Source organism: Celeribacter baekdonensis B30 (genome assembly GCF_000299875.1).
GTDB lineage: Bacteria > Pseudomonadota > Alphaproteobacteria > Rhodobacterales > Rhodobacteraceae > Celeribacter > Celeribacter baekdonensis_A.
Genome location: NZ_AMRK01000017.1, coordinates 20,727 through 44,721, shown reverse-complemented (window position 1 = coordinate 44,721; position 23,995 = coordinate 20,727). Strand labels below are relative to the sequence as shown.

General features: G+C 58.6%; 21 protein-coding genes. 12 read left to right on the top strand and 9 right to left on the bottom strand.

The genetic code is table 11. The features are described 5' to 3' along the window. Positions 1 to 112: 112 nt before the first annotated feature. From B30_RS19630 to B30_RS19595, 8 genes are all read left to right on the top strand, one after another. Positions 113 to 1,237, top strand: coding sequence for a BMP family ABC transporter substrate-binding protein (locus tag B30_RS19630; protein ID WP_009573979.1), 1,125 nt, complete (start codon positions 113 to 115; stop codon positions 1,235 to 1,237). 3 nt (positions 1,238 to 1,240) lie between these two features. Next, complete coding sequence (locus B30_RS19625) at positions 1,241 to 2,812, top strand: ABC transporter ATP-binding protein (protein ID WP_051130671.1); 1,572 nt, start codon at positions 1,241 to 1,243, stop codon at positions 2,810 to 2,812. After that, complete coding sequence (locus B30_RS19620; protein WP_009573977.1) at positions 2,809 to 3,876, top strand: ABC transporter permease; 1,068 nt, start codon at positions 2,809 to 2,811, stop codon at positions 3,874 to 3,876. The genes B30_RS19625 and B30_RS19620 overlap by 4 nt, the downstream gene beginning before the upstream one ends. 1 nt (position 3,877) lies before the next feature. Continuing rightward, entirely contained in the window at positions 3,878 to 4,813 is a 936-nt protein-coding gene (locus B30_RS19615) for an ABC transporter permease (protein WP_009573976.1), read from the top strand. After that, positions 4,810 to 6,219, top strand: a complete 1,410-nt coding sequence (locus B30_RS19610) for an 8-oxoguanine deaminase (RefSeq protein WP_009573975.1) — start codon at positions 4,810 to 4,812, stop codon at positions 6,217 to 6,219. Before B30_RS19615 ends, B30_RS19610 begins: the two co-directional genes overlap by 4 nt. Positions 6,220 to 6,244: 25 nt before the next feature. Then, positions 6,245 to 7,129 (top strand): aromatic ring-hydroxylating oxygenase subunit alpha, encoded by an 885-nt coding sequence (locus B30_RS19605; RefSeq protein WP_009573974.1) that lies wholly within the window; start codon positions 6,245 to 6,247, stop codon positions 7,127 to 7,129. After that, positions 7,126 to 8,448, top strand: a complete 1,323-nt coding sequence (locus B30_RS19600; RefSeq protein ID WP_009573973.1) for an amidohydrolase family protein — start codon at positions 7,126 to 7,128, stop codon at positions 8,446 to 8,448. The genes B30_RS19605 and B30_RS19600 overlap by 4 nt, the downstream gene beginning before the upstream one ends. 374 nt (positions 8,449 to 8,822) lie before the next feature. Continuing rightward, positions 8,823 to 9,539 (top strand): sugar transferase, encoded by a 717-nt coding sequence (locus B30_RS19595; protein WP_009573972.1) that lies wholly within the window; start codon positions 8,823 to 8,825, stop codon positions 9,537 to 9,539. Between the two features lie 83 nt (positions 9,540 to 9,622). Here the strand turns inward: B30_RS19595 and B30_RS19590 are convergent, their stop codons facing one another. From B30_RS19590 to truA, 3 genes are all read right to left on the bottom strand, one after another. Beyond that, the gene (locus B30_RS19590) at positions 9,623 to 11,371 is read right to left on the bottom strand and encodes a sugar phosphorylase (protein ID WP_009573971.1); all 1,749 of its coding nucleotides are present in this window, start codon (positions 11,369 to 11,371) and stop codon (positions 9,623 to 9,625) included. 194 nt (positions 11,372 to 11,565) lie between these two features. Continuing rightward, positions 11,566 to 11,715, bottom strand: a complete 150-nt coding sequence (locus B30_RS22270) for a hypothetical protein (RefSeq protein ID WP_157789845.1) — start codon at positions 11,713 to 11,715, stop codon at positions 11,566 to 11,568. 87 nt (positions 11,716 to 11,802) lie between these two features. Further along, the gene (truA, locus tag B30_RS19585; RefSeq protein WP_009573970.1) at positions 11,803 to 12,588 is read right to left on the bottom strand and encodes a tRNA pseudouridine(38-40) synthase TruA; all 786 of its coding nucleotides are present in this window, start codon (positions 12,586 to 12,588) and stop codon (positions 11,803 to 11,805) included. 106 nt (positions 12,589 to 12,694) lie between these two features. Here truA and B30_RS19580 point away from each other — a divergent pair, with 106 nt between their 5' ends. Both B30_RS19580 and B30_RS19575 read left to right on the top strand, forming a co-directional pair. Beyond that, positions 12,695 to 14,098, top strand: coding sequence for a YcjX family protein (locus tag B30_RS19580; RefSeq protein ID WP_009573969.1), 1,404 nt, complete (start codon positions 12,695 to 12,697; stop codon positions 14,096 to 14,098). After that, entirely contained in the window at positions 14,095 to 15,120 is a 1,026-nt protein-coding gene (locus B30_RS19575) for a YcjF family protein (RefSeq protein ID WP_009573968.1), read from the top strand. The genes B30_RS19580 and B30_RS19575 overlap by 4 nt, the downstream gene beginning before the upstream one ends. On the opposite strand, the gene B30_RS19570 is transcribed toward B30_RS19575, so the two are convergent. Continuing rightward, positions 15,105 to 16,295, bottom strand: coding sequence for an FAD-dependent oxidoreductase (locus B30_RS19570; protein ID WP_009573967.1), 1,191 nt, complete (start codon positions 16,293 to 16,295; stop codon positions 15,105 to 15,107). The genes B30_RS19575 and B30_RS19570 overlap by 16 nt on opposite strands. A gap of 77 nt (positions 16,296 to 16,372) precedes the next feature. Beyond that, entirely contained in the window at positions 16,373 to 16,792 is a 420-nt protein-coding gene (locus B30_RS19565; RefSeq protein ID WP_009573966.1) for a group III truncated hemoglobin, read from the bottom strand. On the opposite strand from B30_RS19565, the gene B30_RS19560 reads away from it, so the two are divergent. Next, complete coding sequence (locus B30_RS19560; protein WP_040403020.1) at positions 16,791 to 16,970, top strand: hypothetical protein; 180 nt, start codon at positions 16,791 to 16,793, stop codon at positions 16,968 to 16,970. The genes B30_RS19565 and B30_RS19560 overlap by 2 nt on opposite strands. 99 nt (positions 16,971 to 17,069) lie before the next feature. Continuing rightward, entirely contained in the window at positions 17,070 to 20,057 is a 2,988-nt protein-coding gene (gene ileS / locus B30_RS19555) for an isoleucine--tRNA ligase (protein WP_009573965.1), read from the top strand. A 123-nt stretch (positions 20,058 to 20,180) separates the two neighbouring features. Here ileS and B30_RS19550 read toward each other — a convergent pair whose 3' ends face one another. From B30_RS19550 to B30_RS21580, 4 genes are all read right to left on the bottom strand, one after another. Continuing rightward, the gene (locus B30_RS19550) at positions 20,181 to 20,414 is read right to left on the bottom strand and encodes a hypothetical protein (RefSeq protein ID WP_009573963.1); all 234 of its coding nucleotides are present in this window, start codon (positions 20,412 to 20,414) and stop codon (positions 20,181 to 20,183) included. Positions 20,415 to 20,501: 87 nt separating this feature from the next. Then, positions 20,502 to 21,440 (bottom strand): tyrosine recombinase XerC, encoded by a 939-nt coding sequence (locus B30_RS19545; RefSeq protein ID WP_009573929.1) that lies wholly within the window; start codon positions 21,438 to 21,440, stop codon positions 20,502 to 20,504. Then, the gene (locus B30_RS19540; protein WP_009573928.1) at positions 21,437 to 22,159 is read right to left on the bottom strand and encodes a DUF484 family protein; all 723 of its coding nucleotides are present in this window, start codon (positions 22,157 to 22,159) and stop codon (positions 21,437 to 21,439) included. The genes B30_RS19545 and B30_RS19540 overlap by 4 nt, the downstream gene beginning before the upstream one ends. Positions 22,160 to 22,266: 107 nt before the next feature. Next, entirely contained in the window at positions 22,267 to 23,913 is a 1,647-nt protein-coding gene (locus B30_RS21580; protein WP_193217642.1) for an FkbM family methyltransferase, read from the bottom strand. Positions 23,914 to 23,995: the final 82 nt, after the last annotated feature.

Here is a 23,995-nt window from a genome sequence, read left to right as displayed (position 1 = left end):
GGCGCTATCTCCCCGCAGAGGGCGAAGCGCCGCGCACCTTTCATAGCGCGTCCCCGGCCAAGGCCGGATGGGACATGTCAAAAGCGTTCAAACAGCCAAGAGGACCTCTTCGATGATTTCTACCAAATCCCTGTCCCGCCGTGGGTTTCTCAATATGGGTGCCGCTGCCGGGGCCAGTTTGATCCTGCCCAAAACCGGGGTGATCAGACCTGCCAATGCGGCGGGCCCTTTGGCACCCGTGGTCGAAGCTGACGCGCATATCGCCTTTGGTCACACTGGGCCAACGTCGGACGAAGGCTGGACCTGGGCGCATGACCAAGGGATGAAGGCAGTCGAAGCCGCCTTCCCGGCGCTGCGCACCTCCTATGTCGAGTCGATCCCCTATTCGGCCGATGCCACCCGGATTTTCCGTCAATTCGTCGCCGATGATGCCTGCATGGTCTTCGCCACCTCGAACTATGGTGATTTCTTGTACGACGTTGCCAAACGTGCCCCCGAGGTGGCGTTTTACGAATGCGATGGCCGCAATCCGATGGACAATTTGGGCACTTATTACGTCGCCCATTGGTATCCGTCCTATGTCGCCGGGATCGCGGCGGGGGCGATGTCGACCACCGGAAAACTCGGCTATGTTGCCTCTTTCCCTGTGCCCTCGGTCTATTCCGGCACAAACGCGTTCCTCATGGGGGCGCGCACGATCAACCCGGAGGCCACGCTACAATCCATCGTCATCAACAGTTGGTTCGACCCGCAGGCCGCGACCCAAGCCGGAGTGGCGCTGATTGATGCAGGCTGTGATGTGCTGTTTGGGATCATGGATGAGGCCGGTTACCTTCAGGTGGCCGAAGAACGGGGTGCCAAGGCCGTGATGTGGAACACCGATCTGCGTCGCTATGGTCCCAATGCCTACATCTCTTCGATCATGGTCGATTTCGGTCCATGGTACGTTGAACAAGTGCGTCGCCGTTTGGCGGGCGAATGGATGCCGACCTATGACCTCTTGCCCTTTGGGGCCGGCGTGGACGTCGATGCTTGGGGCGACAGCGTGCCCGCCGATGTCGCGGCCAAGGCGGATGCGGTCAAGGCCACGATCCTGGATGGGTCGTTCAACCCGTTCATGGGCGAGATCAAAGACTCCAAAGGCACGATCAAAGTCGCCGCAGGCCAGACCATGACGGAGGAAGAGCTTTACCATTGGAACTGGTCGATCGAAGGGGTCTCCGGTCTGGACAACTGAGTGATGCACGAGGATTCGATCCAACAGCGTCTCGGGCTTGCGCCCGGGACGCCGCCTTTGGTCGCCCTCAAAGGCGTGTCGAAATATTTCCCCGGCGTGATCGCCAATGAGGACGTGGATCTTGCGGTCTATCCCGGCGAGATTCACGCGCTTTTGGGCGAAAACGGCGCCGGGAAATCGACGCTGATGAATGTATTGACCGGCATCTATCACATGGATGCAGGCGAGATCATCATGGACGGGGAAAGTCGCCGCTTTGCCTCGCCAATTGATGCCATCGCCGCCGGGATTGGCATGGTGCATCAGCATTTCAAATTGGTCAAAGCCTTCACCGTGGCCGAAAACATCCACTTGGGTTGGGATGCCACCCCGGCGCGGATTTCGCGCAAGGCGCTGGAAGAGCGGACCATGAATTTAGCCGACACGCTTGGCCTTGCGGTCAAGCCGGGGGCGATTGTGGCCGATCTGTCAACGGGCGAACAGCAGCGGGTCGAAATCCTGCGGGTGTTGGCGCGTGACGCCAAAGTTCTGATCCTTGATGAGCCCACCGCCGTTTTGACCCCCTCGGAGGCACGCGACCTGTTTGCGGCGCTCAGGGCCTTTGTGGCGCGGGGAAACGCGGTGATTTTCATCTCGCATAAACTCGACGAGGTGATGGAGATTTCCAACCGGGTGAGCATTTTGCGCGCGGGCCGCAAGATCGCGACCGAATGGACCTCGGACTGTTCGGAGACATCCTTGGCACAATTGATGGTCGGGCGCGAAATCGTGCTCAACGACATGCGTGGCGATGGCGGCGCGCGCAAGATTGGCGCGCCGATGGTAACACTTGAAGGCGTCACGCTGAAATCTGAGTATGGCACTGTGTTGAAAAACGTCTCGCTCTCTGTGCGCGCCGGAGAAATCCTTGGCATCGCTGGGGTTGCGGGCAATGGTCAGCGTGAATTGACCTATGTGCTGAGTGGTCTTGTCGCGCCCTCCAAGGGCACGGTGACACTGGATGGCGAAGATATCGGACGCGCTGGCGCGCGGGTCTTTGCGCAAAAGGGCGTGGGTCATATTCCCGAAGATCGACTTTATGCCGGGATGGCCCCAACCCTGTCGATCACCGACAATGCGGTGCTGCGCGAATACGCCCTGCCGCCACTCTCGAACGGGCCGTGGTATGCGCCGCGTCGAGCGCTGGCTTTGGCGCGCGAGATTGCCAGGATTGCCGGGGTGATGGTGCCGGATTTCGCCATGCCTGCACGCAACCTGTCGGGCGGCAACCAACAACGTCTGGTCGCGCGGCGCGAAATGCGCATTGCCGATAAGGTGCTGATCGCGGCCTATCCGTCGCGCGGGCTGGACGTTGGCGCGATCAACACGATGATGCGCTATTTTGTTGAGATGCGCGACAGTGGCGTCGCCGTTGTCCTGATCTCCGAGGAGTTGGAAGAAGTGCTGAACCTCGCCGACCGGATTGCCGTGATGTTTCATGGCGAGATTATGGGCGTGGTTCCGGCCCAAGGCGCGGATATCGAACAAATCGGCCTGATGATGGGCGGACAAAGACAACAGGGACAGGCCGCATGAGCTACCGTTTGCAACGTATGCCGGTCGCGGCCCCAAGCGTGTTGTTCTCCGCGCGGGTGCTGTCGGTGATCTTGGCGCTTTTGACCGCCGCCGCCGTGTTGGCGCTGTCCGGCAAAGACCCAATCGCGCTGGGCGGCAAGGTGTTGTCATCGACCTTCGGGTCGCGTTTCGGGCTTGAGGATTTGGGCCTGTTGTTTTCGCCGCTGCTCTATTGTGGTCTCGCGGTTGCGGTTGGCCTGCGCATCGGTGCGTGGAACATTGGGGCGGAGGGGCAATTCAACCTTGGGGCGTTTGCCGCAACTGGCGTGGCGCTGTTCGTGCCGGGTCCCGCGTGGCTCTTAGTGCCGCTGATGGCGCTCGCGGGCATGGCCGGTGGCGCGCTTTGGATTTTGATCCCGACCTTGGCCAAAGCCTATGCCGATGTGTCCGAATTGATCACCACGCTGTTGATGAATTTCGTCGCGCTTTTGTTGGTCTATTGGGTTGCCACCGGCCCTTGGCTCGATCCGTCGGGCATGGCTTTGGCGACCACCGCGCGACTGTCCGTCTCGGTGCCCTATGTCTGGGGGATCGTGCATTGGGGCTTGCCCGTGGCGCTGATGTTGGCGGTTGGTTTGGCCGTGATGTTTGCCTATACGCGTTGGGGCTATGAGGTGCGCATCGGCGGCGCCAATCCGGGTGCCGCAGCCTATGCCGGGATGCCGGTACAGCGTCATCTGATCCTCGTCATGTTGATGTCGGGCGCCATCGCCGGGCTTGGCGGCATGATGGAGGTTGCAGGCACCGTCGGGCGGCTTCAGGGCGGGATTTCCAACAATTATGGCTATCTGGGCATCATGGTCGCGGTTCTGGCCCGCGCCGCCCCTTTGGGGGTGATTGCCACAGCATTTTTTATGGCGGTGATCCTGAATGGTGGGATCGTTTTGCAATCTCAAGGGCTTACAACCCATACGGTTTTGGCCATCACCGGGCTGATCCTGTTTTACGCCGCCATCGCTGACGAGGTCGCGCGCTACAAATTGATCCCAACGACTGGAAAAGTCACACCCAAGGGAGCGCGCTGACATGGATATTCTTGCAGGTCTGATCCAAACCGCCTTTTTGGCCGGAGGCGTTCTGGCGCTGGCGGCTTTGGGCGAGGTTTTGGCCGAACGTGTGGGTGTGGTGAACCTTGGCGTCGAGGGGCTGATCGCCTTGGGCGCGATGTCAGCGGTGGCCACGGTGGTGATCACGCCGCACCCATGGCTGGGCTTTTTGGTCGCCATGGGCGTGGGGTTGATCGCGGGGATGATTTTTGCCGTGGCCACGGTGATCATCCGCGCCAATCAGGTGCTCTGCGGCTTGGCACTCACCTACATGGGGATGGGTTTGGCCGCCACCTTGGGCAAACCGATCTCTGGCTCGCCTGTGTCCGCGACCTTTCAGGACATCCATATCCCAATCCTGTCCGATCTGCCGTTTTTGGGCCGCGCGTTCTTTAGCCATTCGCTTTTGGTCTATCTGATCTTCCTCGTGCTGCCGGTGGCGCTGCATATTTTGATCTTTCACACCCGTCATGGTCTCAACATGCGCGCCGTGGGCGAAAATCCGGCGGCGGCAGATGCCGCGGGGATTTCAGTGATGAAAATGCGGTTTTGGTATGTGTCATTGGGGTCGGCTTTGGCGGCAGGGGCCGGGGGCTATCTGACCTTGGTCTTTGTCCCAAGCTGGTCCGAGGGCGTCGTCGCAGGGCGCGGTTGGATCGCGGTCGCCTTGGTGATTTTCGCCGGATTTCGCCCGATCAACGCCGTACTTGCCGGGCTGTTATTCGGTTTTGTCACCGCCTTGGGCTTTGTCGGTCAGGCGCATAATTGGCCGATTGCCGCCTCGATCCTCTCGATGTTGCCCTATCTGGGCACCATGGCATTGATGATCGTGCCTGTTCTGGCATGGCAACGGATGCGCCGCCTGATGGCCGCACCCGACAGTCTCACAGTCCCCTATTTTCGAGATCAAAGATGAGCACAACTTTCCTTAAATACATCTCCTATCTGGCCACCTTTGATGACGGTTATGGCGAGGTCGGTCGCGAAATGACCGATGGGGGCGTATTGATCCGCGACAATGTGATTGCGGCTGTCGGGCCGATGTCGGGGTTTGTCGATGTGGTGGCGGATCGGGTGTTGGACCTGTCCGATCATGTGGTGATGCCGGGGATGATCAACACCCATCATCATTTCTACCAAAACCTCACGCGGGTGATGGTTCAGGATGACGAACTCTTCGTCTGGCTCAAAACCCTCTATCCGATTTGGGCAAAGCTTGATGATCGGGCGATGGAAACCGCTTCGCGCATGGCCATGGCCGAACTGATCATGAGCGGCTGTACCACCTCCTCGGACCACCAATATATCATGCCCAATGATTGCACCTTGGACACGCCCATTCGGGTGGCCCAGGAGATGGGTCTGCGCTTTCATGCGGCGCGGGGCGCGATGAGCCGGGGCGAAAGCAAAGGCGGGTTGCCGCCCGACAGTTGCGTGGAGGAGGAAGAGGCGATCCTGAGGGATGCCGAGCGCTTGATCCACCGCTATCATGACATGTCAGATCACGCGATGACGCGGATTGTTTTGGCGCCCTGTTCGGCCTTTTCCGTCACCCAAGGCTTGATGAAAGACGCGGCGCGATTGGCACGGATGCATCCCGGTGTGCGGCTGCATTCGCATATCGCCGAGGTGCTGAGCGAAGAGGAATATTGCATCGCCACCTACGGCATGCGTTCGGTCGCCTATGCCGAAAGCTGTGAGTGGCTCGGTCCCGATGTGTGGTTTGCCCATGCGATTTTCCTCAATGACGCCGAGATCAAAACCTTTGCCGAGACCGGCACCGGAGCCACCTTTTGTCCCTCCGCCCATATGCGCTGCGGCCTTGGCATCATGCGGGCGCGCGAGATGTTGGACGCGGGCGTGACGGTGGGTTTGGGCGTCGACGGGTCGGCCTCAAACGACACCTCCAACATGTTCATGGAGGCGCGCATGGCGCAGTATTTGCAACGGGTCGCGCCGGACCGCTACCTGTCCGAGGTCCCCGGTGGGCGGGGCGGATTTGGCGGCACACCGGGGGCACTGTCGGCGCGCGAGGCGCTTTGGATGGCGACGCGGGCGGGAGCGAAACTTTTGGGGCGCGACGACATTGGGCAACTGGCCCCCGGCAAATCCGCCGATCTCATTGCCATAAAACGCACGCGGCTTGGCCTTGCAGGCACCCAGCGCGATCCTTTGGCTGCCCTTGTGATGTGCGGTCCGTTTGAGGTTGATCATTCCTTCATCAATGGGGTGCAGATCATTGACCAAGGTGCGTTCACGCGTCTGGACGTGGCGGCCGCTTTGGCCGATCATGCCGCAACGATGGATCGTATTTACGCCTGAGCCCAAATTTCAAAGGATGCATAAAATGACGACAGAGACAGATGGGTCGGTGCTGGACCCCGCCACGCTCGATCAATGGTATTGCATTCAAAATCTGGCCGAAATCCCGCCCTCTGGGCTGACGACCCGGCTTTTGGGTCAGGATATTTTCATCACGGGCGGCGAGGCTTTGGTGGCGCGCTGTGGGGATAGGGAATTGCCCGTGCGACTGCGATACGGCTATCTTTGGGTCACCTTGGGCGCGCCCAACACCGATGTGCCGCATATCTCAGAGGCGGATGAACCGGATCGCCGCTATGTCCCTTGCGGCGCGGTGAAGGTGAAATCCTCGGCCCCGCGCGTGATCGAGAATTTTCTGGATATGGCGCATTTCCCTTTTGTGCATACGGATATTCTTGGCTCTGAGGCGCACCCCGAGGTTGAGAAATACAAATGCGAAATCCGCCGCGATGTGGACGAGGTCTGGGCCACCGATTGCGTTTTTACTCAACCACAGGCCGCCAAATCCGCAAGTGGCGCGATCCGGACCGATTATATCTACCGTATCACCACGCCGTTTACCGTGTTGCTGTATAAAACCTGCCCGATGTCCGAGACGCGTTGGGATGTGATTTGCCTGTTTGTGCAACCGATGGAGCCGGGCCTGTGTCGCGCACATCCGGTGATGTTCTTGCTGGATGAGACCAGCACGGATGCCGATCTGATCGGGTTTCAACAGGTGATCTTTCTGCAAGACCGGATCATTTTGGAAAACCAACGCCCGCGTCTTTTGCCGTTGGAACCGCGGTTCGAAACGCCGACCCGCGCCGATGCCTCCTCCATCGCGTATCGCCGTTGGTTGAAAGAAAAGGGCTGTGTTTACGGTACAACTTTGGGGCCGGCGGATACATTTACCGTCACTGCGGCATGAAGGATCTGCGCGGACAAAAGATTTTGGTCTCGGGGTTTCATGCGCCAACCCTGGGTGTGGTTGAAGCCTTTGAAGATGCCGTTCTGACATTGGATGACGCGGGGCGCATTGTTGGTTTTGAGCCGGACGGCGATCCGACCGGGGCGACGATCCTGCCAACGGGCTGGTTGATCTTGCCGGGATTCGTGGATCTGCATGTGCACGCGCCGCAATACGCGCAACTTGGCACCGCGCTTGACGTGCCGCTTGAGGATTGGCTGCAAACCTACACTTTCCCGCTTGAGGCGCGGTTTTCCGATCTCGATTTTGCCAAAGCGGTCTACAGTGCGTTGATCGACGACATGTTGGCGCTTGGCACCACCACCGCGCTGCATTTTGCCACCGTTCATGTCCCGGCTACCACGCTTTTGGCCGATCTTTGTCTGGCCAAGGGGCAGCGTGCGTTGATTGGCAAAGTGGTGATGGATGACCCGGACCAATGCCCGCCTGAGTATCGCGATGCCTCTGCCGAAGACGCGATTGCGGGCACGCGCGCGGTGATTGAGTATATCAACGCCATGCCCGGCAATGACGGGATGGTGCATCCGGTGGTGACGCCGCGCTTTGTGCCGTCTTGTACCGATGCGTGTCTTTCGGGCCTTGGCGCTTTGGCGCAAAAAACCGGCACGCGGGTGCAAAGCCATGTGTCGGAAAGTGATTGGGAACATGACTATGTCCGTGTCCGAACGGGGCGTTCTGATGCGGAGGCGCTGGCGGACTTTGGCCTGATGGTGCCGCATTCGGTCTTTGCCCACGGCACGCATCTCTCCGGCTCTGATATGGACCTGATGATCGCCCATCAGGCGGGGGTGGCGCATTGCCCGCTGTCCAATGCCTATTTCTCAGGGGCGGTCTTTCCGCTGCGCGCCGCTTTGGAACGCGGTCTCAATGTCGGGCTTGGTTCGGATATGTCCGGCGGGCCTGTGGCCTCGATCTGGGAAACGGCCCGGATGGCGATTGCGGCATCTAGAATGTTGGAAAGCGGTGTGGATGCCGCTGTTGCGCCTGAGGCGCGGGGCCGGGGCGCGGCGCGGATTGATTTTCGCACCGCTTTTTATCTGGCGACACGCGGCGGGGCCAAGGCGCTTGGCCTTCCGGTCGGGAGTTTCGAGCCGGGAATGAAGTTCGATGCCATCGCCATTGACCCGAAAGCCGCCAAGGGCACGATCCGGCTTTGGCCCGGTTACGACGGTGATCTGGTGTTGGAAAAGCTGCTTTATTCCATCTCGCGCGCCAATATTGCCACGGTCTGGGTCGATGGTTTGCGTCGTGTTGGATAGCGCGGTGCGGCGAAGGGCGGTGGCCTTGGTCAAAAGCAGGAATGTGGTGTTGACGAAATCCGCTTAGGCTAAGTTGCTGTGTCATTTTTACGTTACGTTACGTTTACAAATTGTAGTTGACTTTTTTCGCTTTCGATTCGGGTAAGGTTTTACGTAGTTTTGAAATATTTTTGTTCATAGTCTGCTTGAAAAATACGCGTAACTTATTGTGCAAGTGCAGAAAAGGCTCGTTTTTAAAGGATAAATTCGAACCCCAAACAATTCTTAGCAAGTTTCACGGAAATGACGTCCTTAATAATGTATGAAGAAATGGTCAGCCATTTGGGGGGATTCGAGGCGGCGAGCGTTTCGCCGTTCAAGGGTCCGTAAATATTATGTTGGATACGTCAAACAGTTCTCTGAGCTCACCCGTGCTCGCAGCCACCGCGACGAGATCGGATTGCTACATCTCTCAGGAGACCGCGCAACCCAAAAGAATATTCTATCGAAAATATGGCAAACGCATCTTTGATATGCTGCTGCTTTTGATCGCGGCGCCGATTATTGTGCCCGTGGTCTTGGTTTTGGCTCTCTTGGTCAAACGCGACGGTGGCCCGGCGTTTTTTGCGCAAAAACGTGTGGGTATGAATGGTAAGGTGTTTAAATGCTACAAACTGCGCAGTATGCGTGTGGACGCCGAAGAGGTGCTTGAGCGGCTGTGTCGCGAAGACCCTGCGGTGGCCGAAGAATGGACCACCTTTCAAAAGCTTTCCAATGATCCCCGGATCACCCGGATCGGTCACATCATTCGCGCCACAAGTCTGGATGAATTGCCTCAGCTTTTGAACGTGTTCCGGGGCGATATGAGCCTGATCGGTCCGCGCCCGTTCATGCCGTCGCAGATGTCGATCTACACCTCGGCGAAAGGCAAAGCCTATTTCAACATGCGTCCGGGTCTGTCTGGACCTTGGCAAGTATCGGGTCGAGGCGAAACCACCTTTGCCGACCGCGTTGCCTTTGACGAAGGCTATGAGCGCGATTTGAGCTTTGCGACCGACGTGAAATTGACGTGGAAAACCTTTGCTGTGGTGCTCAACCGCACAGGTCACTAACGCCGCACAGCGGACTGCGATAGTTTCAAAAGGCCGGACTCTGATGTGTCCGGCCTTTTTGTTGGTCGCAGTCTGCGCCGCCCTCACTTAAGGTTGGAAATCCAGCGGCTTTGATAGGGCGCAAAACGGATATTTGGCAAGGAGAGGTCAATCTTTTCGCCGGATAGCAAATCATACCAATCCTCGCCCTCGATCAGGTTGATCGAAATATGCGGAATTTCGGCATCCTGGTTGGTCAGGTTGTTGATCGCGAAAATGGATTGATCGCGGGCCGGAGATTGCCGCCAGATGCCAAAGAACGCATCGCCTAGCTGCATGGTGAACTGCGTCGCATTCGGGTGAAACGCCTTTTGTGCGGTGCGAATAGCGATCCGATCCTTGAGCGCGGCCAGAACTTGGGCGTTGAGGCTTTCGGGATCATCAAGCAGGGCACGTAGTTCCGGGTAATCCCAACGATGACGATTGATCGCCCGGTTCACGCCGGTTTTTTCGACGCCCGCATGGTCGTTATGGGTCGCCAAAAGCGAATGAATGTAAAAGGCGGGAACGCCCTCAAGCGCCATCACAATGGTTTGCGAACAGATAAACCGCGCCACCTGAAGCCCGTCCTCGCCGCCCTCAATCGTGCCTTTGAGCGCGTCAAAATAGGTGATGTTCAACTCATATGGCTTTTGCGATCCATCGGCCAAGGCCCGCATCGACACCAATCCGCCCGCATCGCGCACACATTGAATCACCTGATCCAACTCGTCATTGGACAAAAGCCCCTCCGCCCCGCGCACGCCGATCCCGTCATGTGAGGCCGAGAAGTTGAGATAGGCACAGCCCAATTGCGCCGGTGGCATCCGCATCAGCCATTGGTTGAGGTGTAATGAGTTGCCCGACAACAGTGCATGCAACAGCAGGGGCGGCAGCGAGAAATTATAGATCATATGCGCTTCGTTGCGGTTGCCGAAGTAGCTCAGGTTTTCCGCGTTGGGCACATTGGTTTCGGTCATCAAAACCACGCGCTCTTCGGCGTAATCGCACAGCAGCCGCATCAACCGCACAATGGCGTGGGTTTGTGGCAGGTGGATACAATTGGTGCCCAACTCTTTCCAAACAAAGGCCACCGCATCCAACCGAATGATCCGCACCCCATTGTCGATATGCAGCCGCATGATCCGCAGGAATTCCAACAAGACCTCGGGATTGTGGAAATCCACGTCGATCTGGTCGTGGCTAAAGGTACACCAAACATGTTTCGGGCCATTCGCCGTCATCACTTCGCGCAACAAGGGCGAGGTGCGCGGGCGCACCACTTCGGAGAGATCATCTTCTGGCGAGGCTTCGACGAAAAACGTGTCATAGGGGGCGTGGCCCTGACGGTACTCCGAAAACCAAGTCGAGAGCGACGACACATGGTTGAGCACCAGATCGGACATCAGACGAAATTCTTCGCCGATCCGTTGAATATCGGTCCAATCGCCCAGTTGACTGTTGACCAAACGGTAGTCGGTGACCGCAAAGCCATCGTCAGAGGTGAAAGGGAAAAACGGCAGGATGTGCACGCCATTGATCACACCGCGCAGATAACGGTTTAGAAAATCACGCAACAAATCCAAGGGTTTGTGTTGTCCATCGACCAATGTGTTGCCGTAGGTGATGACCAATGTGTCAGTCTCATTCCACAGATTGTGTCCCGGCGCGCGGGCGCGTGAGCGATACCCGGAGCCTTCGGGCCAAAAGGCCGCAGTGATCTGTTGGCTCAACGCTTTCGCATCGAGATCGGGATAGATTTGTTCGATAAGTCCGCACAGGCGCGCACTGAATTGCGAAGACGGTTTGGCCATGGGCGTCCCCTTCTCTGATTGCTTTCCTTGGGGTAGATCAAACCACTTGCACAGGTTCAATGCAGCAGAGGCCAAAGCGACAGTTTCCTGAGCAAAAACGGAGCACTTTGCGTGGGGATGTTGAAAATTCGCCTAAAAATACGGCGAACGAAACAGTTTCGGTAAATTTGGCCCCATTTTGAGGATACTTTGCCTTAAACACGGTCGCTGATGAGCGTGTCGATCAACCAGCCACCCGGTCCTGCAATCCGGTCCGGCAATGCCACGATCATTACTTCGCGGATTGCGATTGTGGTCATGATGGCCAAAGCCAACTGATCAAATGTGATGGCGGTGAGGTCCATGACAAGGCTCCTTTATACGACACGACATTTGCTGACAGGTGAATCGGGCCGAAATGGGGCAGGCTTGGGGCGGCTTTTCGACGTCGCTTAGGTGGGCGTAGCGGAGGATGCAAACGGATCATCCGCGTAACCGACACCCATCAGATACAATCCCTGCGGCGGACAGACCGGCCCACAGGCCGCGCGATCACAGGCCTCAAGCGCCGTCGTGACATCCTGAGGCGTCCACGATCCCGCGCCAACGCGCTCCAAGGTCCCGACAAAAGACCGGACTTGGTTGTGCAAAAACGAGCGCGCCCGCAGGTAAAACCGATACTCGGTCCCATAGGGGATGGCGTGCGCTTCGATCCGAAATTCATCCAATGTTTTCACAGGACTGTCGGCTTGGCACATGGTCGAGCGAAAGGTGGTGAAATCATGCAGGCCAATCAGGCGATCCGCCCCCGCTTGCATCCTGTCGCGGTCGAGCGGATGGTTGATATGCCACGCCTTACCCGCCTCATGCACCAAGGGCGCGCGCCGGGAAATCAGCCGAAACATGTAGCGCCGCTCATGGGCCGAAAACCTTGCGTGCCAGTCATCCGCAACACGGGCTGCGTGTAAAATCGCCACGGGCGCGGGTTTGAGGTGATGATTGAGCGCCTCACTTAACCGGAACGGGTCCCACTCCTTTGTCATATCGCAATGCGCCACCTGACCGGAGGCATGCACCCCCGCATCCGTGCGCCCCGCCGCGCCGATCCCCGGGCAGTCGGGTTCCAGTTTGCGCAACGCCTCTTCCACCGCCTGCTGAACCGAGGGGTGTTGCTTTTGACGTTGCCAACCGGAAAAAGGCGCGCCGTTGTATTCGATCAAGAGGGCATATCTGGGCATAACGCGCGTTTACCCCGGCACGGGGAAGCCGTCCAGCCTTTCTCCCTTTTAACCCCGCCCTCTCGTGCTTATCTTAAAGCCATAAACATATGAGAAGGGGCGGGATTTGATCCTGAACGATATTGCAGACAGGGTTTTCCGGGGCGTTGAAACGGTCCAGGACGGCGTTCATGAGGCGCTGTTTGAGCCCGTGGTGCGGTTGGGTGTCACCGGCCTGTCGCGGGCGGGCAAGACGGTGTTCATCACCTCGCTCGTCGCCAATCTTTTGGACCGGGGCCGGATGCCGCAATTCGGTCCGGGCACCGCGATCACCGCCGCTTATTTGCAACCGCAACCCGACGACACCGTGCCGCGGTTTGATTATGAAACCCATCTTGCCGCCCTCACGGCGCCTGCGCCGCAGTGGCCCGAAAGTACCCGTGCCATCTCCGAGCTGCGCCTGTCGTTCAAAGTGCGCCCGACCGGGATTTTGGGCTCTCTGTCTGGCCCACGCACCGTGCATCTCGATATTGTCGATTATCCCGGCGAGTGGCTTTTGGATCTGGGTCTGATGGAAAAGAGCTTTGCCGAGTGGTCCGCCGAGGCGTTGACCGCCGCCACCACCCGTCCTGAGGGGGCGGGGTTTACCGAGGCCTTGGCGGCGTTTGATGCGACCACCAAACACGCGGAGCCGGAGGCCAAAAAACTGGCCCAAAGTTTCACCGCCTATCTGCAGGCGGCGCGCGCGGCGGGGTATTCCGATTGCACGCCGGGGCGGTTTTTATTGCCCGGTGAATTGGATGGGTCACCGGTTTTGACCTTTGCCCCGCTGCCTGCGGGTGAGGCCCCGCGCGGGTCCATGGCACGGGAGTTTGAGCGCCGCTATGAGGCCTATAAACGCGAGGTGGTGAAACCGTTTTTTCGCGACCATTTCGCCAAAATTGATCGTCAGATCGTTTTGGTCGATGCTTTGGGCGCGATCCATTCTGGCCCGAAAGCGGTCGAAGACCTGCGCCGGACACTGGCGGATATTCTGGCCGCGTTTCGTCCCGGTCGGGTTGGGCGCATTCTGTCGCTTCTGGGGCAAAAACGGGTCAGTAGAATCCTGTTTGCTGCCACAAAAGCCGATCACATCCACCATGCGCAACACCCGCGTCTGACCGCGATCATGGAGGCGCTGGTGCGCGATGCCCGCGACCGGGCGGATTATGCCGGGGCCGGCACGATGGCCATGTCCATTGCCGCTTTGCGCGCCACGGTTGAGGAAACCGTGACCCATGAGGGCAAGCCTTTGGACTGTGTGCGGGGCCTGACGGAAAGCGGCAAACAGGCGGCGTTTTATCCCGGTGAATTGCCCGAAGACCCAAGCCATATCCTCGCCCCTGCGCGCCAAGGGGCGCAAAATTGGTTGGACGGCGAGTATGAAATCATGCGGTTTCAACCCGCGCGTCTGACCCTGCGCCCCGGCGAGGGGCCGCCGCATATCCGGCTTGATCGCGCCGCTGATTTCTTGATTGGAGACAAGTTATGACAGAGGCCCCCGCCTCACATTCGCGCAAAGGCCCGGTCATGATCGAGATTGACGAAGCGCCCGTGCAAACGCCGTCCACCGCCGATCCGGTGCCGGACCTCGCGCCACTTGCGCGCCCGGCCGCGATGGAGCGGATGGCCGTTTTGGCCACGCGCCGCCCTTCGGCTTTGGCGCGGTGGTTTTGGCGGTTGTTCACGGCGCTGTTCACCTTTGTGATCTCGTTCGCCGCCTATGATTTCATTCTGCGCCTGATCGAACGCAACGCAATTTTAGGCTATGTCGCCTTGGCGTTGACCGGGGCGTTTGTGGCGGTCTTGGCCGCGATCGCGTTGAAAGAACTGGCCGCGTTTGCCCGGCTCAAACGCATCGATACGCTGCATAAAGCCGCCGCAGAGGCTGCGACGCGTGGGGATTTACACGGTGCAAAGGCGGTCACGGATCGGCTTTTGACCCTCTATGCTCATCGACCCGAGATCAATTGGGGCAAGGATCGGTTTAATGAACGCAAAGGCGAAGTCTTTGACGCAGATGGGCTTTTGGGCTTGGCGGAGGTTGAACTCCTTTCGCCTTTGGATGCCGCCGCACGTCGCGAGGTCGAAGCCGCGGCGCGCCAAGTGGCGACCGTCACGGCGCTTGTGCCGCTCGCGCTGGCCGATGTCTTTGCCGCGCTGACTTCGAACCTGCGGATGATCCGGCGGATCGCGGAGATTTATGGCGGTCGCTCGGGCACCTTGGGCTCATGGCGGGTGACGAAATCCGTTTTGACCCATTTGGTTGCGACCGGTGCCGTGGCCGTGGGCGACGATTTGATCGGCACCATGGCGGGGGGCGGCGTGTTGTCGAAAGTCTCGCGCCGCTTTGGCGAGGGCGTGGTCAACGGCGCGCTGACCGCCCGCGTCGGCGTTGCCGCGATCGAGGTCTGTCGCCCGCTGCCGTTCACCAAAGGCACCAAACCCTCTGTCTCCGGCACAGTGAAACGGGCTTTGACCGGGTTGTTTGATAAGGGTCAGACGTCGGAGTGATCCTGCGGTGTGAGATAGCCCAAGGGTGGCAGGAGTGAGCCTTTGACCAGAGCGGTCAAAAGCTGTTTAGCGGGTGGGAGGATCGAAAGTGGGAACAAAATTCGGTCACGGACAAAGGGCAAAATCCGGCTGTCGGATTGGTACTGTGGCGTGAACGCCGCCGACATGGATTGATAAGCGAACACATGGGCGCGGCGGGCGCGGGCGTAGGCGGGCAGGGCGGTGTCCAGCGGGAAATACCGGATCGCTTGCGCCAAGGCCCAGGCATCCAAAAGTGCCATATTGGCCCCTTGGCCCAATTGCGGTGAGGCGCGGTGGGCGGCGTCGCCGATATGGGCGATGCCGTCGCCAAAAGGTTTGCGCAAAGTGCCATGGGTGTAGCGCGCCATGACCATTTGCTCGGGCGCAGTGATTTGATCCATGAAGGGGGCGAGATCGGGCCAAAGCGCCAAGGCCTCCGATCTCCAGCGCGCAAGGCCGCGGTCTTGCCAGTCTGCATAGCCTTCGCGCGGCAGCGACCAAAACAGCGCCGCTTTTTGGCTGGTTTCACCGGGGAGCGTCCCGATTGGCATGACGCCGATCATCCGGTTGGCGCGGCGGTAGCGTTGAGACAGCTCCGTGGTCGGCAGACTCGTGTTCGGCCAGTCCACGGTGGTCCAAATCGCGCCATAGGGCAGGGGGCGGGTTTTGATCGGGCTGAGCACAGAATTCGCGCCGCTGGCATCAATGATCAGATCAAACGGACCTCTGCGCACACCGGCCTCGAATGTCAGATAGGACCCTTCGCGGCCCGTGACCTTATGCGCGGACATAAGCGTCACAGTGCGGGTCTGAACCGCTTCCATCAGGCTATGAAACAAAGCAGCGCGGTGGATCGCCAAACCGTAACTTGAGCCGTAACTGACGTCCAAAACGCGTCTGCCACTTTGGGTCTCGCGTCCCAGCATCCGTTGAATGTTATGACCCAGAGCGCGCGCCGTGCCGCCCGCGCCCACCGCATCCAAAACCCGCCGTCCGACAGGTTGGATCACAAGGCCAGAGCCAACAGAGCGCGGCGTGTCGAATTGGTCGAATAGTGTCACGTGATGACCCTGATCGGCCAGCAAGGATGCAGCGGCCAGCCCGCCGATGCCTGCGCCTGCAATGGCAATGGTGAGGGGGGTGGTTTGGGGCATGGTCACCGCTGGGGTCCGTCGTTTTGCTTTGGTTCAACGCGATATGGCGGATATGGGTCCGTTTTAAAACGGTTTTATTAAAAGAGCTTGGGCGGCGCGTCTTGGGGTTGGTCGCGTTGTGCAATCCCCATGCGAAACGCCCGACCGATGCGGTGGGCAATTTCTGACCATTTCGCCGCTGTTTCTGCGTCGAGTTCTGCGGTGAGTGCGTCGTCAAACAGGCCGAGCCAGAGGGCGAAATGATGTTCTTTCACCTCGGGAGCCATCAGATGCACCCGCTGAGGAAAGCCGTCATATTGCCGCTCATGCAGAATCGCGTTGCGCCAAAAGCGTCCGATTTTTTCCTCATGTGCGGGCCAGTCTTTGACATGTGCACCAAACACTGCACCCAGTTCGGGGTGGCGGCGCACATTGGCGTAAAACCGGGCCAAAACGCGGTCCATGTCGTCATGCGAGATATCGAATTTCGGGGGCAGGGCGGAGCGTGTTTCGGACATGGGAGCCTCTGTGGAACCTCTGAGTGTAAGCCTGTCGATCTTGCGCGGGTTTGGCGCGGGCTGCAATGCGGCAAAGGCGCAGGCAAGTGTGCTTGCCCAAGCGCCGCCCCCCGCCTATAAGGCGGATATGACATTCATGGCTGCCCTGATTATTCGAATTAGCAGCCCGGCGCTCTGATCCACTGAGCCGCCGGGACAAGGCGTATGGTGACCCGCGCCGCCCTTCGATCGCCCCAATGATCCCAATGATCCATGCCATTCCCCAAGGACTTCTGATATGTGTTCCGAGACGACCACGCCCGAGTATAAAGACACGCTCAATCTGCCTAAAACCGACTTTCCGATGCGCGCAGGTTTGCCCAAACGCGAACCCGATTGGTTGGCGCGCTGGGAGGAGATGGGCCTCTATCAACGCCTGCGTGAAAAGGGCAAAACCGAGGGCCGCCCCTCTTTTGTGCTCCACGATGGCCCCCCCTATGCCAACGGGCATTTGCACATCGGCCATGCGTTGAACAAAACCATCAAAGACATCATCACGCGCTCGCATCAAATGATGGGCTTTGACGCGCGCTATGTGCCGGGTTGGGATTGTCACGGTCTGCCGATTGAATGGAAGATCGAGGAAAAATATCGCCAAAAGGGCAAAAACAAAGACGACGTTCCGGTGATTGATTTCCGTCAGGAATGCCGCGCCTTTGCCGATGAGTGGGTGAACATCCAGCGCGAAGAATTCAAACGCCTGGGCGTCTATGGCAACTGGGACGATCCCTATTTGACAATGAATTTCCATGCCGAAGCGGTGATCGCCGACGAATTCATGAAATTCTTGATGAATGGCACGCTGTATCAGGGTTCCAAGCCCGTGATGTGGTCGCCTGTTGAAAAAACCGCGCTGGCCGAGGCCGAGATCGAGTATCACGATCACAAGTCACACACGATTTGGGTGCCGTTTAAGGTTACGTTTGCTCCCACGGTTGCGAAATTCATCGAGGACGACGGTGTCGATATGCCGATTATTTCGTCCGGCGGGAAGTCTGATCATGCACGTGATCTTGAAAAAGCCCGCGTCGTCATCTGGACCACGACCCCTTGGACCATCCCGTCGAATAAGGCCGTCGCCTATAACCCCAAAATCAACTACGGGCTCTACAAAGTCGAAGCCACTGAGGACGAAAGCTGGACCGTCCCCGGCGAGCTTTATGTCTTTGCTGATGCTTTGGCCGAGGACGCTTTGGGCAAATCCCGTGTGACCGAGTTCACCCGTGTGCGCGATGTCACCTCCGAAGAGCTTGGCGGGCTGACCTTGGCGCATCCTTTCGCGGGGATCGAAGGCGCGGACGGCTTTTGGGACTACGAGGTCCCGATGATTGACGGCGATCATGTCACGGCGGATGCCGGTACGGGGTTCGTGCACACCGCGCCGAGCCATGGTGCCGACGACTACGACTGTTTCGTCAAACGCAACTGGATCGACCGGATGACCCATAACGTGGGCGAAGAATCCGAGTTCCTGCCGCATGTGCCGTTTTTCGCCGGGCTGACCGTGTTCGATCAAAAGGGCAAAGAGGGCAAAGCCAACGGGGCCGTGATCGCGAAACTCGTTGAGGCGGGTGGCATCATCGCGCGCGGGCGCGTGACCCACTCCTACCCACATTCGTGGCGCTCAAAGGCTCCGATCATCTTCCGCAACACGCCGCAATGGTTTGCCGCTGTGGATCGCAAACTCGACGATGGCATGGGCGAATATGGCGACACCATCCGCGAACGTGCGCTGCGCTCCATCGACGAGCTGGTCAAATGGACGCCTGTAAGCGGCCGCAACCGGCTCTATTCGATGATCGAAAGCCGCCCGGATTGGGTGCTCTCGCGTCAACGCGCGTGGGGTGTACCGCTGACCTGTTTCACCAGAAAAGGTGCGCTGCCGACCTACCCCGATTTCTTGTTGAAAAACGCCGATCTGAACGCCCGCATCAAAGCCGCGTTCGACGCAAACGGCGCGGATGTTTGGTATGAGGATGGGTTCAAGGAGAAGATGCTCGATGGCATCGCCGACCCGGACGCCTATGACCAAGTGTTCGACGTCTTGGATGTGTGGTTCGACTCGGGGTCCACCCATGCGTTCGTGCTGCGCGACCGCGAAGACGGCACACCCGATGGCATCGCGGATGTCTATATGGAGGGCACCGACCAACACCGTGGGTGGTTCCATTCGTCCTTGTTGCAGGCCTGTGGCACCAAGGGCCGTGCGCCCTATAAAAATGTTGTGACGCATGGGTTTACCTTGGACGAGAAGGGCATGAAAATGTCCAAATCCTTGGGCAACACCATCGTGCCGGAGACCATCGTCAAACAATACGGCGCCGATATTTTGCGGCTTTGGGTGGCGCAGGCGGATTACACCGCGGACCAACGCATTGGGCCGGAAATCCTCAAAGGTGTGGCCGACAGCTATCGCCGTTTGCGCAACACCATGCGGTATATGTTGGGCTCGCTGAATGATTTCACCGAGGCGGATCGTGTCGATGTGGCGGATATGCCCGAGCTTGAACGTTGGGTGTTGCACCGTTTGGCGGAACTCGATCAAACCGTGCGCGAAGGCTACCGGACGTTTGATTTCTCCGGCGTTTGGACCGCGGTGTTCAACTTTGCCACGGTCGATCTCTCGGCCTTCTATTTCGACATTCGCAAAGATGCGCTTTATTGCGATGGCGACACCGCGCGTCGCCGCGCTGCACGCACCGTGTTGGATATCCTCTATCACCGCCTGACCACATGGCTTGCCCCGATCCTGACCTTCACCATGGAAGAGGTCTGGTTGGAGCGCTTCCCGGGTGCGGACAGTTCCGTGCACATGGTCGATTTCCCGGAAACCACCTCTGGCTGGTTGGACGGTGATTTGGCAGCGAAATGGGCCGACATCCGCAAAGCGCGCCGTGTCGTCACCGCCGCCTTGGAAATCCAACGCCAGGACAAGGTGATCGGGGCCTCTTTGGAGGCGGCTCCCATCGTGCATGTCGAGGATGCGGGCGTGTTGTCAGCGCTCAAATCCATTGATTTTGCCGATCTTTGCATCACCTCCGCGCTGACATTGACCCAAGATGCCGCCCCGTCTGAGGCGTTCCGCCTTGGCGAGGTCGAAGGGATTGGGGTTGTGTTTGAAAAGGCCGAGGGCGAGAAATGTCAGCGTTGCTGGAAAATCCTGCCTGACGTTGGCACGCACAGCCACGCCGGTGTGTGCGCGCGTTGCGATGAGGCGCTGGGGTAAACTAAGGCGTTGCTCTAAATTGTTTAAAAGGGCACTCGATTGGGTGCCCTTTTTGTCATGCCAAGGTGGTGTCGTTAAGGAGTGCGCTTGCCCGTGCACTCTTTGATGAGAATTTAAGGACGGTCATCCCCCGTCTTTCAACCCGTCCTCAACCCAGCGCCATTCTTCCTCGGTCAAAAGCCCATCACCGTCCTTGTCATAATCGGCCAACGCCCGCGACAGTTGCGTCAGGAAATCCTCTTGGGTGATGCGGCTGATCACGGCGACTTCGCGCAAACTCGGGCCGCTCTTTGTCAAAGGCGGCGTGTCCGATCCGTCGGGGCTTTTGGAGAAAAACGTCGGCACTTTGTCTGTCATGTCCCATCCCCTTTTCGCTGTGACAGCCTGTGGTCTAAGCTGTCATTCAGTTTAAGAGAGAGGAGATGAACAAAAGGTGGAGGAGGTTCAAGATGAACCGTTTTTTGCGCGCGGATGGGCGGCCTCGTACACTTGTAACAGACGCGCTGTGTCCACCGCCGTATAGGCCTGAGTTGTGGACAGCGAGGCATGGCCCAATAGCTCCTGAATCGCCCGTAAATCGCCGCCTGCGGTCAGCAAATGGGTCGCAAAAGAATGGCGCATCGCGTGGGGTGTCACACTTGAGGGCAGGCCCAGCTGCATCCGCGCGGCTTCCGTGACCTTTGAAATCAAACGCGGATTGAGTGGCCCGCCGCGTTTGCCGCGAAACAGGGGGGCTTTCGCCGCCAGTTCATGTGGGCAGAGCCGGACATATTCCGCAACGGCGCGCCGGGCGACGGGCAAAACCGGTACAATGCGCTCTTTGTTGCCCTTACCGATGATGCGGATCACCTCGCCCATTGGCACATCCGCGCCGGTGAGCGACAGCGCCTCGGAAATCCGCAAGCCACAGCCGTACAGCAAGGTCACCACCGCCACATCGCGCGCGGCGATCCATGGCTCCTCGGATTGCAACTCGACCGTCGAGAGCAACGACTGCGCCGCCTCAACGGTCAAGGGACGGGGCAGTTTGCGTTGGAATTTAGGTGAGCGGGTGGACAGGATCGCCGTGGCATCAAACCCGTCGCGTTCGGCCAGAAACCGGGTGAAGGTTTTCACCGCAGACAGCGCGCGCGCCAGCGACCGGGGGGCCACGCCGCGCCCGCGTTCATGCGCCATCCACGCGCGCATATCGGTGAGCGTGAGTGTGCTGAGACGGGCGGGACCAAACCCTCCGCCCAGATGATTGGCCAGAAAGGCAAGCCAGCCAGTGACGTCATGGGTATAGGCGGTGATCGTGTGCTCAGAGGCGTTTTTGAGCGCACGTTCGCGGTCAAGCCAGTCGGAAAGCGTGTCCCGCATCCCGTCTGTGAGCGCGAGACTCATCCGAGCCAGCGGCGCATCATGCGTTCGAATACGCCCGAGAAAAAGTTTAACAAATCCGTGCCCTGCGCCGGACGGAACATATGCGGGTCTTCGGAGCCGAAAATCAACAGGCCGGGCAGGCGGCCCGCGCCTAGGTCGAGTTTCATCAAGGCTTCGCAATGGATATAGCCCGCGGAAGTGCCGTAGATGAGGTCCGCCTCGGGCGAGACCTGGCGCAAGGTGACGGGCCGCACGGGAATGTTGCGGCCAAAGGTAATATAGGTGTCGATGAACCCCGGTTCGGCGGTGATCAACACATCGCCCAGTTTTTTGACGGCGGGATCGGCGTCTTCGACCTTGGTTTCCAACAAAAGCCGCACCGCATCGACGCGTAGCGTGTTGGCGACATCGCCAGACAATGCGGTGAGAAATGATTTGAAATCAGAAGGTTCCAACAGGCGCAATACGGCGCGGTGGATTTGGTTTGTGCCGGCAAGGTTTTCATATGCGGCGGCAATCACCCCGCGATGGGTGTCTTCTAAACGGTCCAGCCGATCCTCAAGCCGCTCCATGGCAATGCCGCGCAAATCCACGATATTGTCGCCAGAAGTGCGTTCATTGGCGGCGATGAGCGCGCGCATCACGTCCAGATCGTCTAAAATCATATCCGGATCGGAAATAATTTTTTCACGCAGGTCTTCAGCCATCGGCGACATCGCTCGGGGGAGTCGGGTGCTCATACTGCCTCTTTCTTTATCGCCGGTTTCCGGTCGTTGACGCCATTATGCCCAGCAAAGCAGTCCGGTTCAAGTCGCTTAAGTCCCGCGCATCTTTTCTGAATCGCGGCTTACTCGGCGGCTTCCGAGGTCGGCTGACGATAGGCTTCGGGGATCTCTCCGTCCCACGCCTCGCTGAAAATCCATTTTTTGCGCTCTTCGAATTCCTTAACACCAGCGAGTGACGCGATCCGTGCTTCATGCGCCGTACAGCAGGCTTCGTGCAGGCTTGCCAATGTGGGATCAGTCAGGAGGCGGTCATATTCCTTGCGGGCCAGCGCGCCAAACCGGGTGAGATCAGAGCTGGTTTCGCCATTATTGTTGCGAGTGCGCCAATAGCGGTTGGACACGCTCTTGTCGGCCACAACCACGTCCCCACGATGCATTTTGACCAGAAAACACTCCAGTGAGCGCAGAGGGAAATGATCCAAGGACACAAGATCATAGGCCCCGCGACAATCCCACCCATTCATCTCCGGGTCTTTGAGAAAGCCGGGACGCGCGCGTCCCGATCCATCGCGCCAAATCGCCTGGCCCAAGTTTTGCGAAACGTCCGGGCGGTGATTGCGGATCGCGTTGACGCGGGGGCTGAGGCGGGTGATGCTTTTGACGCCCCGGTGCGCTTTCTGTTTGCCCGGTGTGGTGGATTGATGACCCGGATAGGCTTCGGTCACCCATTTGCGTTCGTAAGCCAGCTTGTTGTTGGAGCCGTGATTGATTTCGGACATCGACAACACGTCGAATTCCCCGGTGACCGCAAATAAATCCTCAAAGCGACCCTCACCCACACGGATGTTGATAAACTCGTCCACATCCATGGAAATAACGTAATCAACCTCCCGCATTTCGCGGGTGTAAGGCAAATAGCGCAAGGCCACGGGTTGGAAATTCGTCGCATCCGATCCCAGAGCCGGGTTGGCCATATGCCGCACAATCCCCATATCATCGAGCCGGTCGAGCAACTTGTCCGTACCATCGGTGCAATCATTGGTGAACACCAGAAAATCCGTGACCCCGACGGCGCGATGCCACGCGATCCATTCAAGGATAAAGGGGCCTTCGTTTTTCATGCAGGTCGGGATCAGAATGCGCGGGGCCTCAGCCCCCCAAGGCCGGTATGGCCGCCGAGGCAGGGCCGCCCCTTCGATCATTTTCCCCTCGACCAAGACACGATCAAAGCGCTTGACCGACGAGTCGGGTTTGGTGTCAGGGGAGGGCAAAAACCCTTTGGCTCCAAGCATTTCAACGATCTTGCGCAGCCCCTCTTGGCCATAGACCTTTGGATGCACTTCCATCACGATATGGCGCAGTCCGGACAGGTCCACCTCATCCAAAAGCCCAAGTTCCCCGCCTTCGATGTCACAGGACAATACGGTGGGACGGAACTCCTGAAACAGCGCGTCCATGCCTGCTGAGGGCACCTCTTCGATACGCGAATAAGGCCGCGAGTCCGGTTCCATTGAACTGGCCCAATAATTGTCGCGGATGTAAAATTTCACCGGATCGCCGGCCTTTGCCATCGCCACGCCATTGCGCAGCTCAGCGGTTTCAATGCCATTCAGCCGCCACGTTTCTTTGATCATCGGCACAAGGTTCGGGTCGGCCTCAATCGACAAAACCGCCTCGACCCCCTCAACAGAGGCCGCAGCACTTGACACCACTCCGACACCGGCACCAAGTTCCAAAAGCCGATCTCCGGGCTGCAAAATGGCCCGCATGATCTCAACCTCCCCCTTCTCGTATTTGCCCTTTCGCATGGGCTTTTCGATCGTTGGGGTGATGATATCGGGAACAAAGGCT

Excerpts from the sequence above, each read along its gene's own strand:
- B30_RS19620 (WP_009573977.1), top strand. The coding sequence starts at position 2,809 with ATGAGCTACCGTTTGCAACGTATGCCGGTCGCGGCCCCAAGCGTGTTG.
- B30_RS19565 (WP_009573966.1), bottom strand. The coding sequence starts at position 16,792 with ATGTCCGAAACACGCTCCGCCCTGCCCCCGAAATTCGATATCTCGCAT.
- B30_RS19550 (WP_009573963.1), bottom strand. The coding sequence starts at position 20,414 with ATGACAGACAAAGTGCCGACGTTTTTCTCCAAAAGCCCCGACGGATCG.
- B30_RS19625 (WP_051130671.1), top strand. The coding sequence starts at position 1,241 with ATGCACGAGGATTCGATCCAACAGCGTCTCGGGCTTGCGCCCGGGACG.
- B30_RS19605 (WP_009573974.1), top strand. The coding sequence starts at position 6,245 with ATGACGACAGAGACAGATGGGTCGGTGCTGGACCCCGCCACGCTCGAT.
- B30_RS19590 (WP_009573971.1), bottom strand. The coding sequence starts at position 11,371 with ATGGCCAAACCGTCTTCGCAATTCAGTGCGCGCCTGTGCGGACTTATC.
- B30_RS19630 (WP_009573979.1), top strand. The coding sequence starts at position 113 with ATGATTTCTACCAAATCCCTGTCCCGCCGTGGGTTTCTCAATATGGGT.
- truA (WP_009573970.1), bottom strand. The coding sequence starts at position 12,588 with ATGCCCAGATATGCCCTCTTGATCGAATACAACGGCGCGCCTTTTTCC.
- B30_RS19560 (WP_040403020.1), top strand. The coding sequence starts at position 16,791 with ATGGGAGCCTCTGTGGAACCTCTGAGTGTAAGCCTGTCGATCTTGCGC.
- B30_RS19610 (WP_009573975.1), top strand. The coding sequence starts at position 4,810 with ATGAGCACAACTTTCCTTAAATACATCTCCTATCTGGCCACCTTTGAT.
- B30_RS19600 (WP_009573973.1), top strand. The coding sequence starts at position 7,126 with ATGAAGGATCTGCGCGGACAAAAGATTTTGGTCTCGGGGTTTCATGCG.
- B30_RS22270 (WP_157789845.1), bottom strand. The coding sequence starts at position 11,715 with ATGGACCTCACCGCCATCACATTTGATCAGTTGGCTTTGGCCATCATG.
- B30_RS19545 (WP_009573929.1), bottom strand. The coding sequence starts at position 21,440 with ATGAGTCTCGCGCTCACAGACGGGATGCGGGACACGCTTTCCGACTGG.
- B30_RS21580 (WP_193217642.1), bottom strand. The coding sequence starts at position 23,913 with ATGCGGGCCATTTTGCAGCCCGGAGATCGGCTTTTGGAACTTGGTGCC.
- B30_RS19615 (WP_009573976.1), top strand. The coding sequence starts at position 3,878 with ATGGATATTCTTGCAGGTCTGATCCAAACCGCCTTTTTGGCCGGAGGC.
- B30_RS19595 (WP_009573972.1), top strand. The coding sequence starts at position 8,823 with ATGTTGGATACGTCAAACAGTTCTCTGAGCTCACCCGTGCTCGCAGCC.
- B30_RS19575 (WP_009573968.1), top strand. The coding sequence starts at position 14,095 with ATGACAGAGGCCCCCGCCTCACATTCGCGCAAAGGCCCGGTCATGATC.
- ileS (WP_009573965.1), top strand. The coding sequence starts at position 17,070 with ATGTGTTCCGAGACGACCACGCCCGAGTATAAAGACACGCTCAATCTG.
- B30_RS19540 (WP_009573928.1), bottom strand. The coding sequence starts at position 22,159 with ATGAGCACCCGACTCCCCCGAGCGATGTCGCCGATGGCTGAAGACCTG.
- B30_RS19570 (WP_009573967.1), bottom strand. The coding sequence starts at position 16,295 with ATGCCCCAAACCACCCCCCTCACCATTGCCATTGCAGGCGCAGGCATC.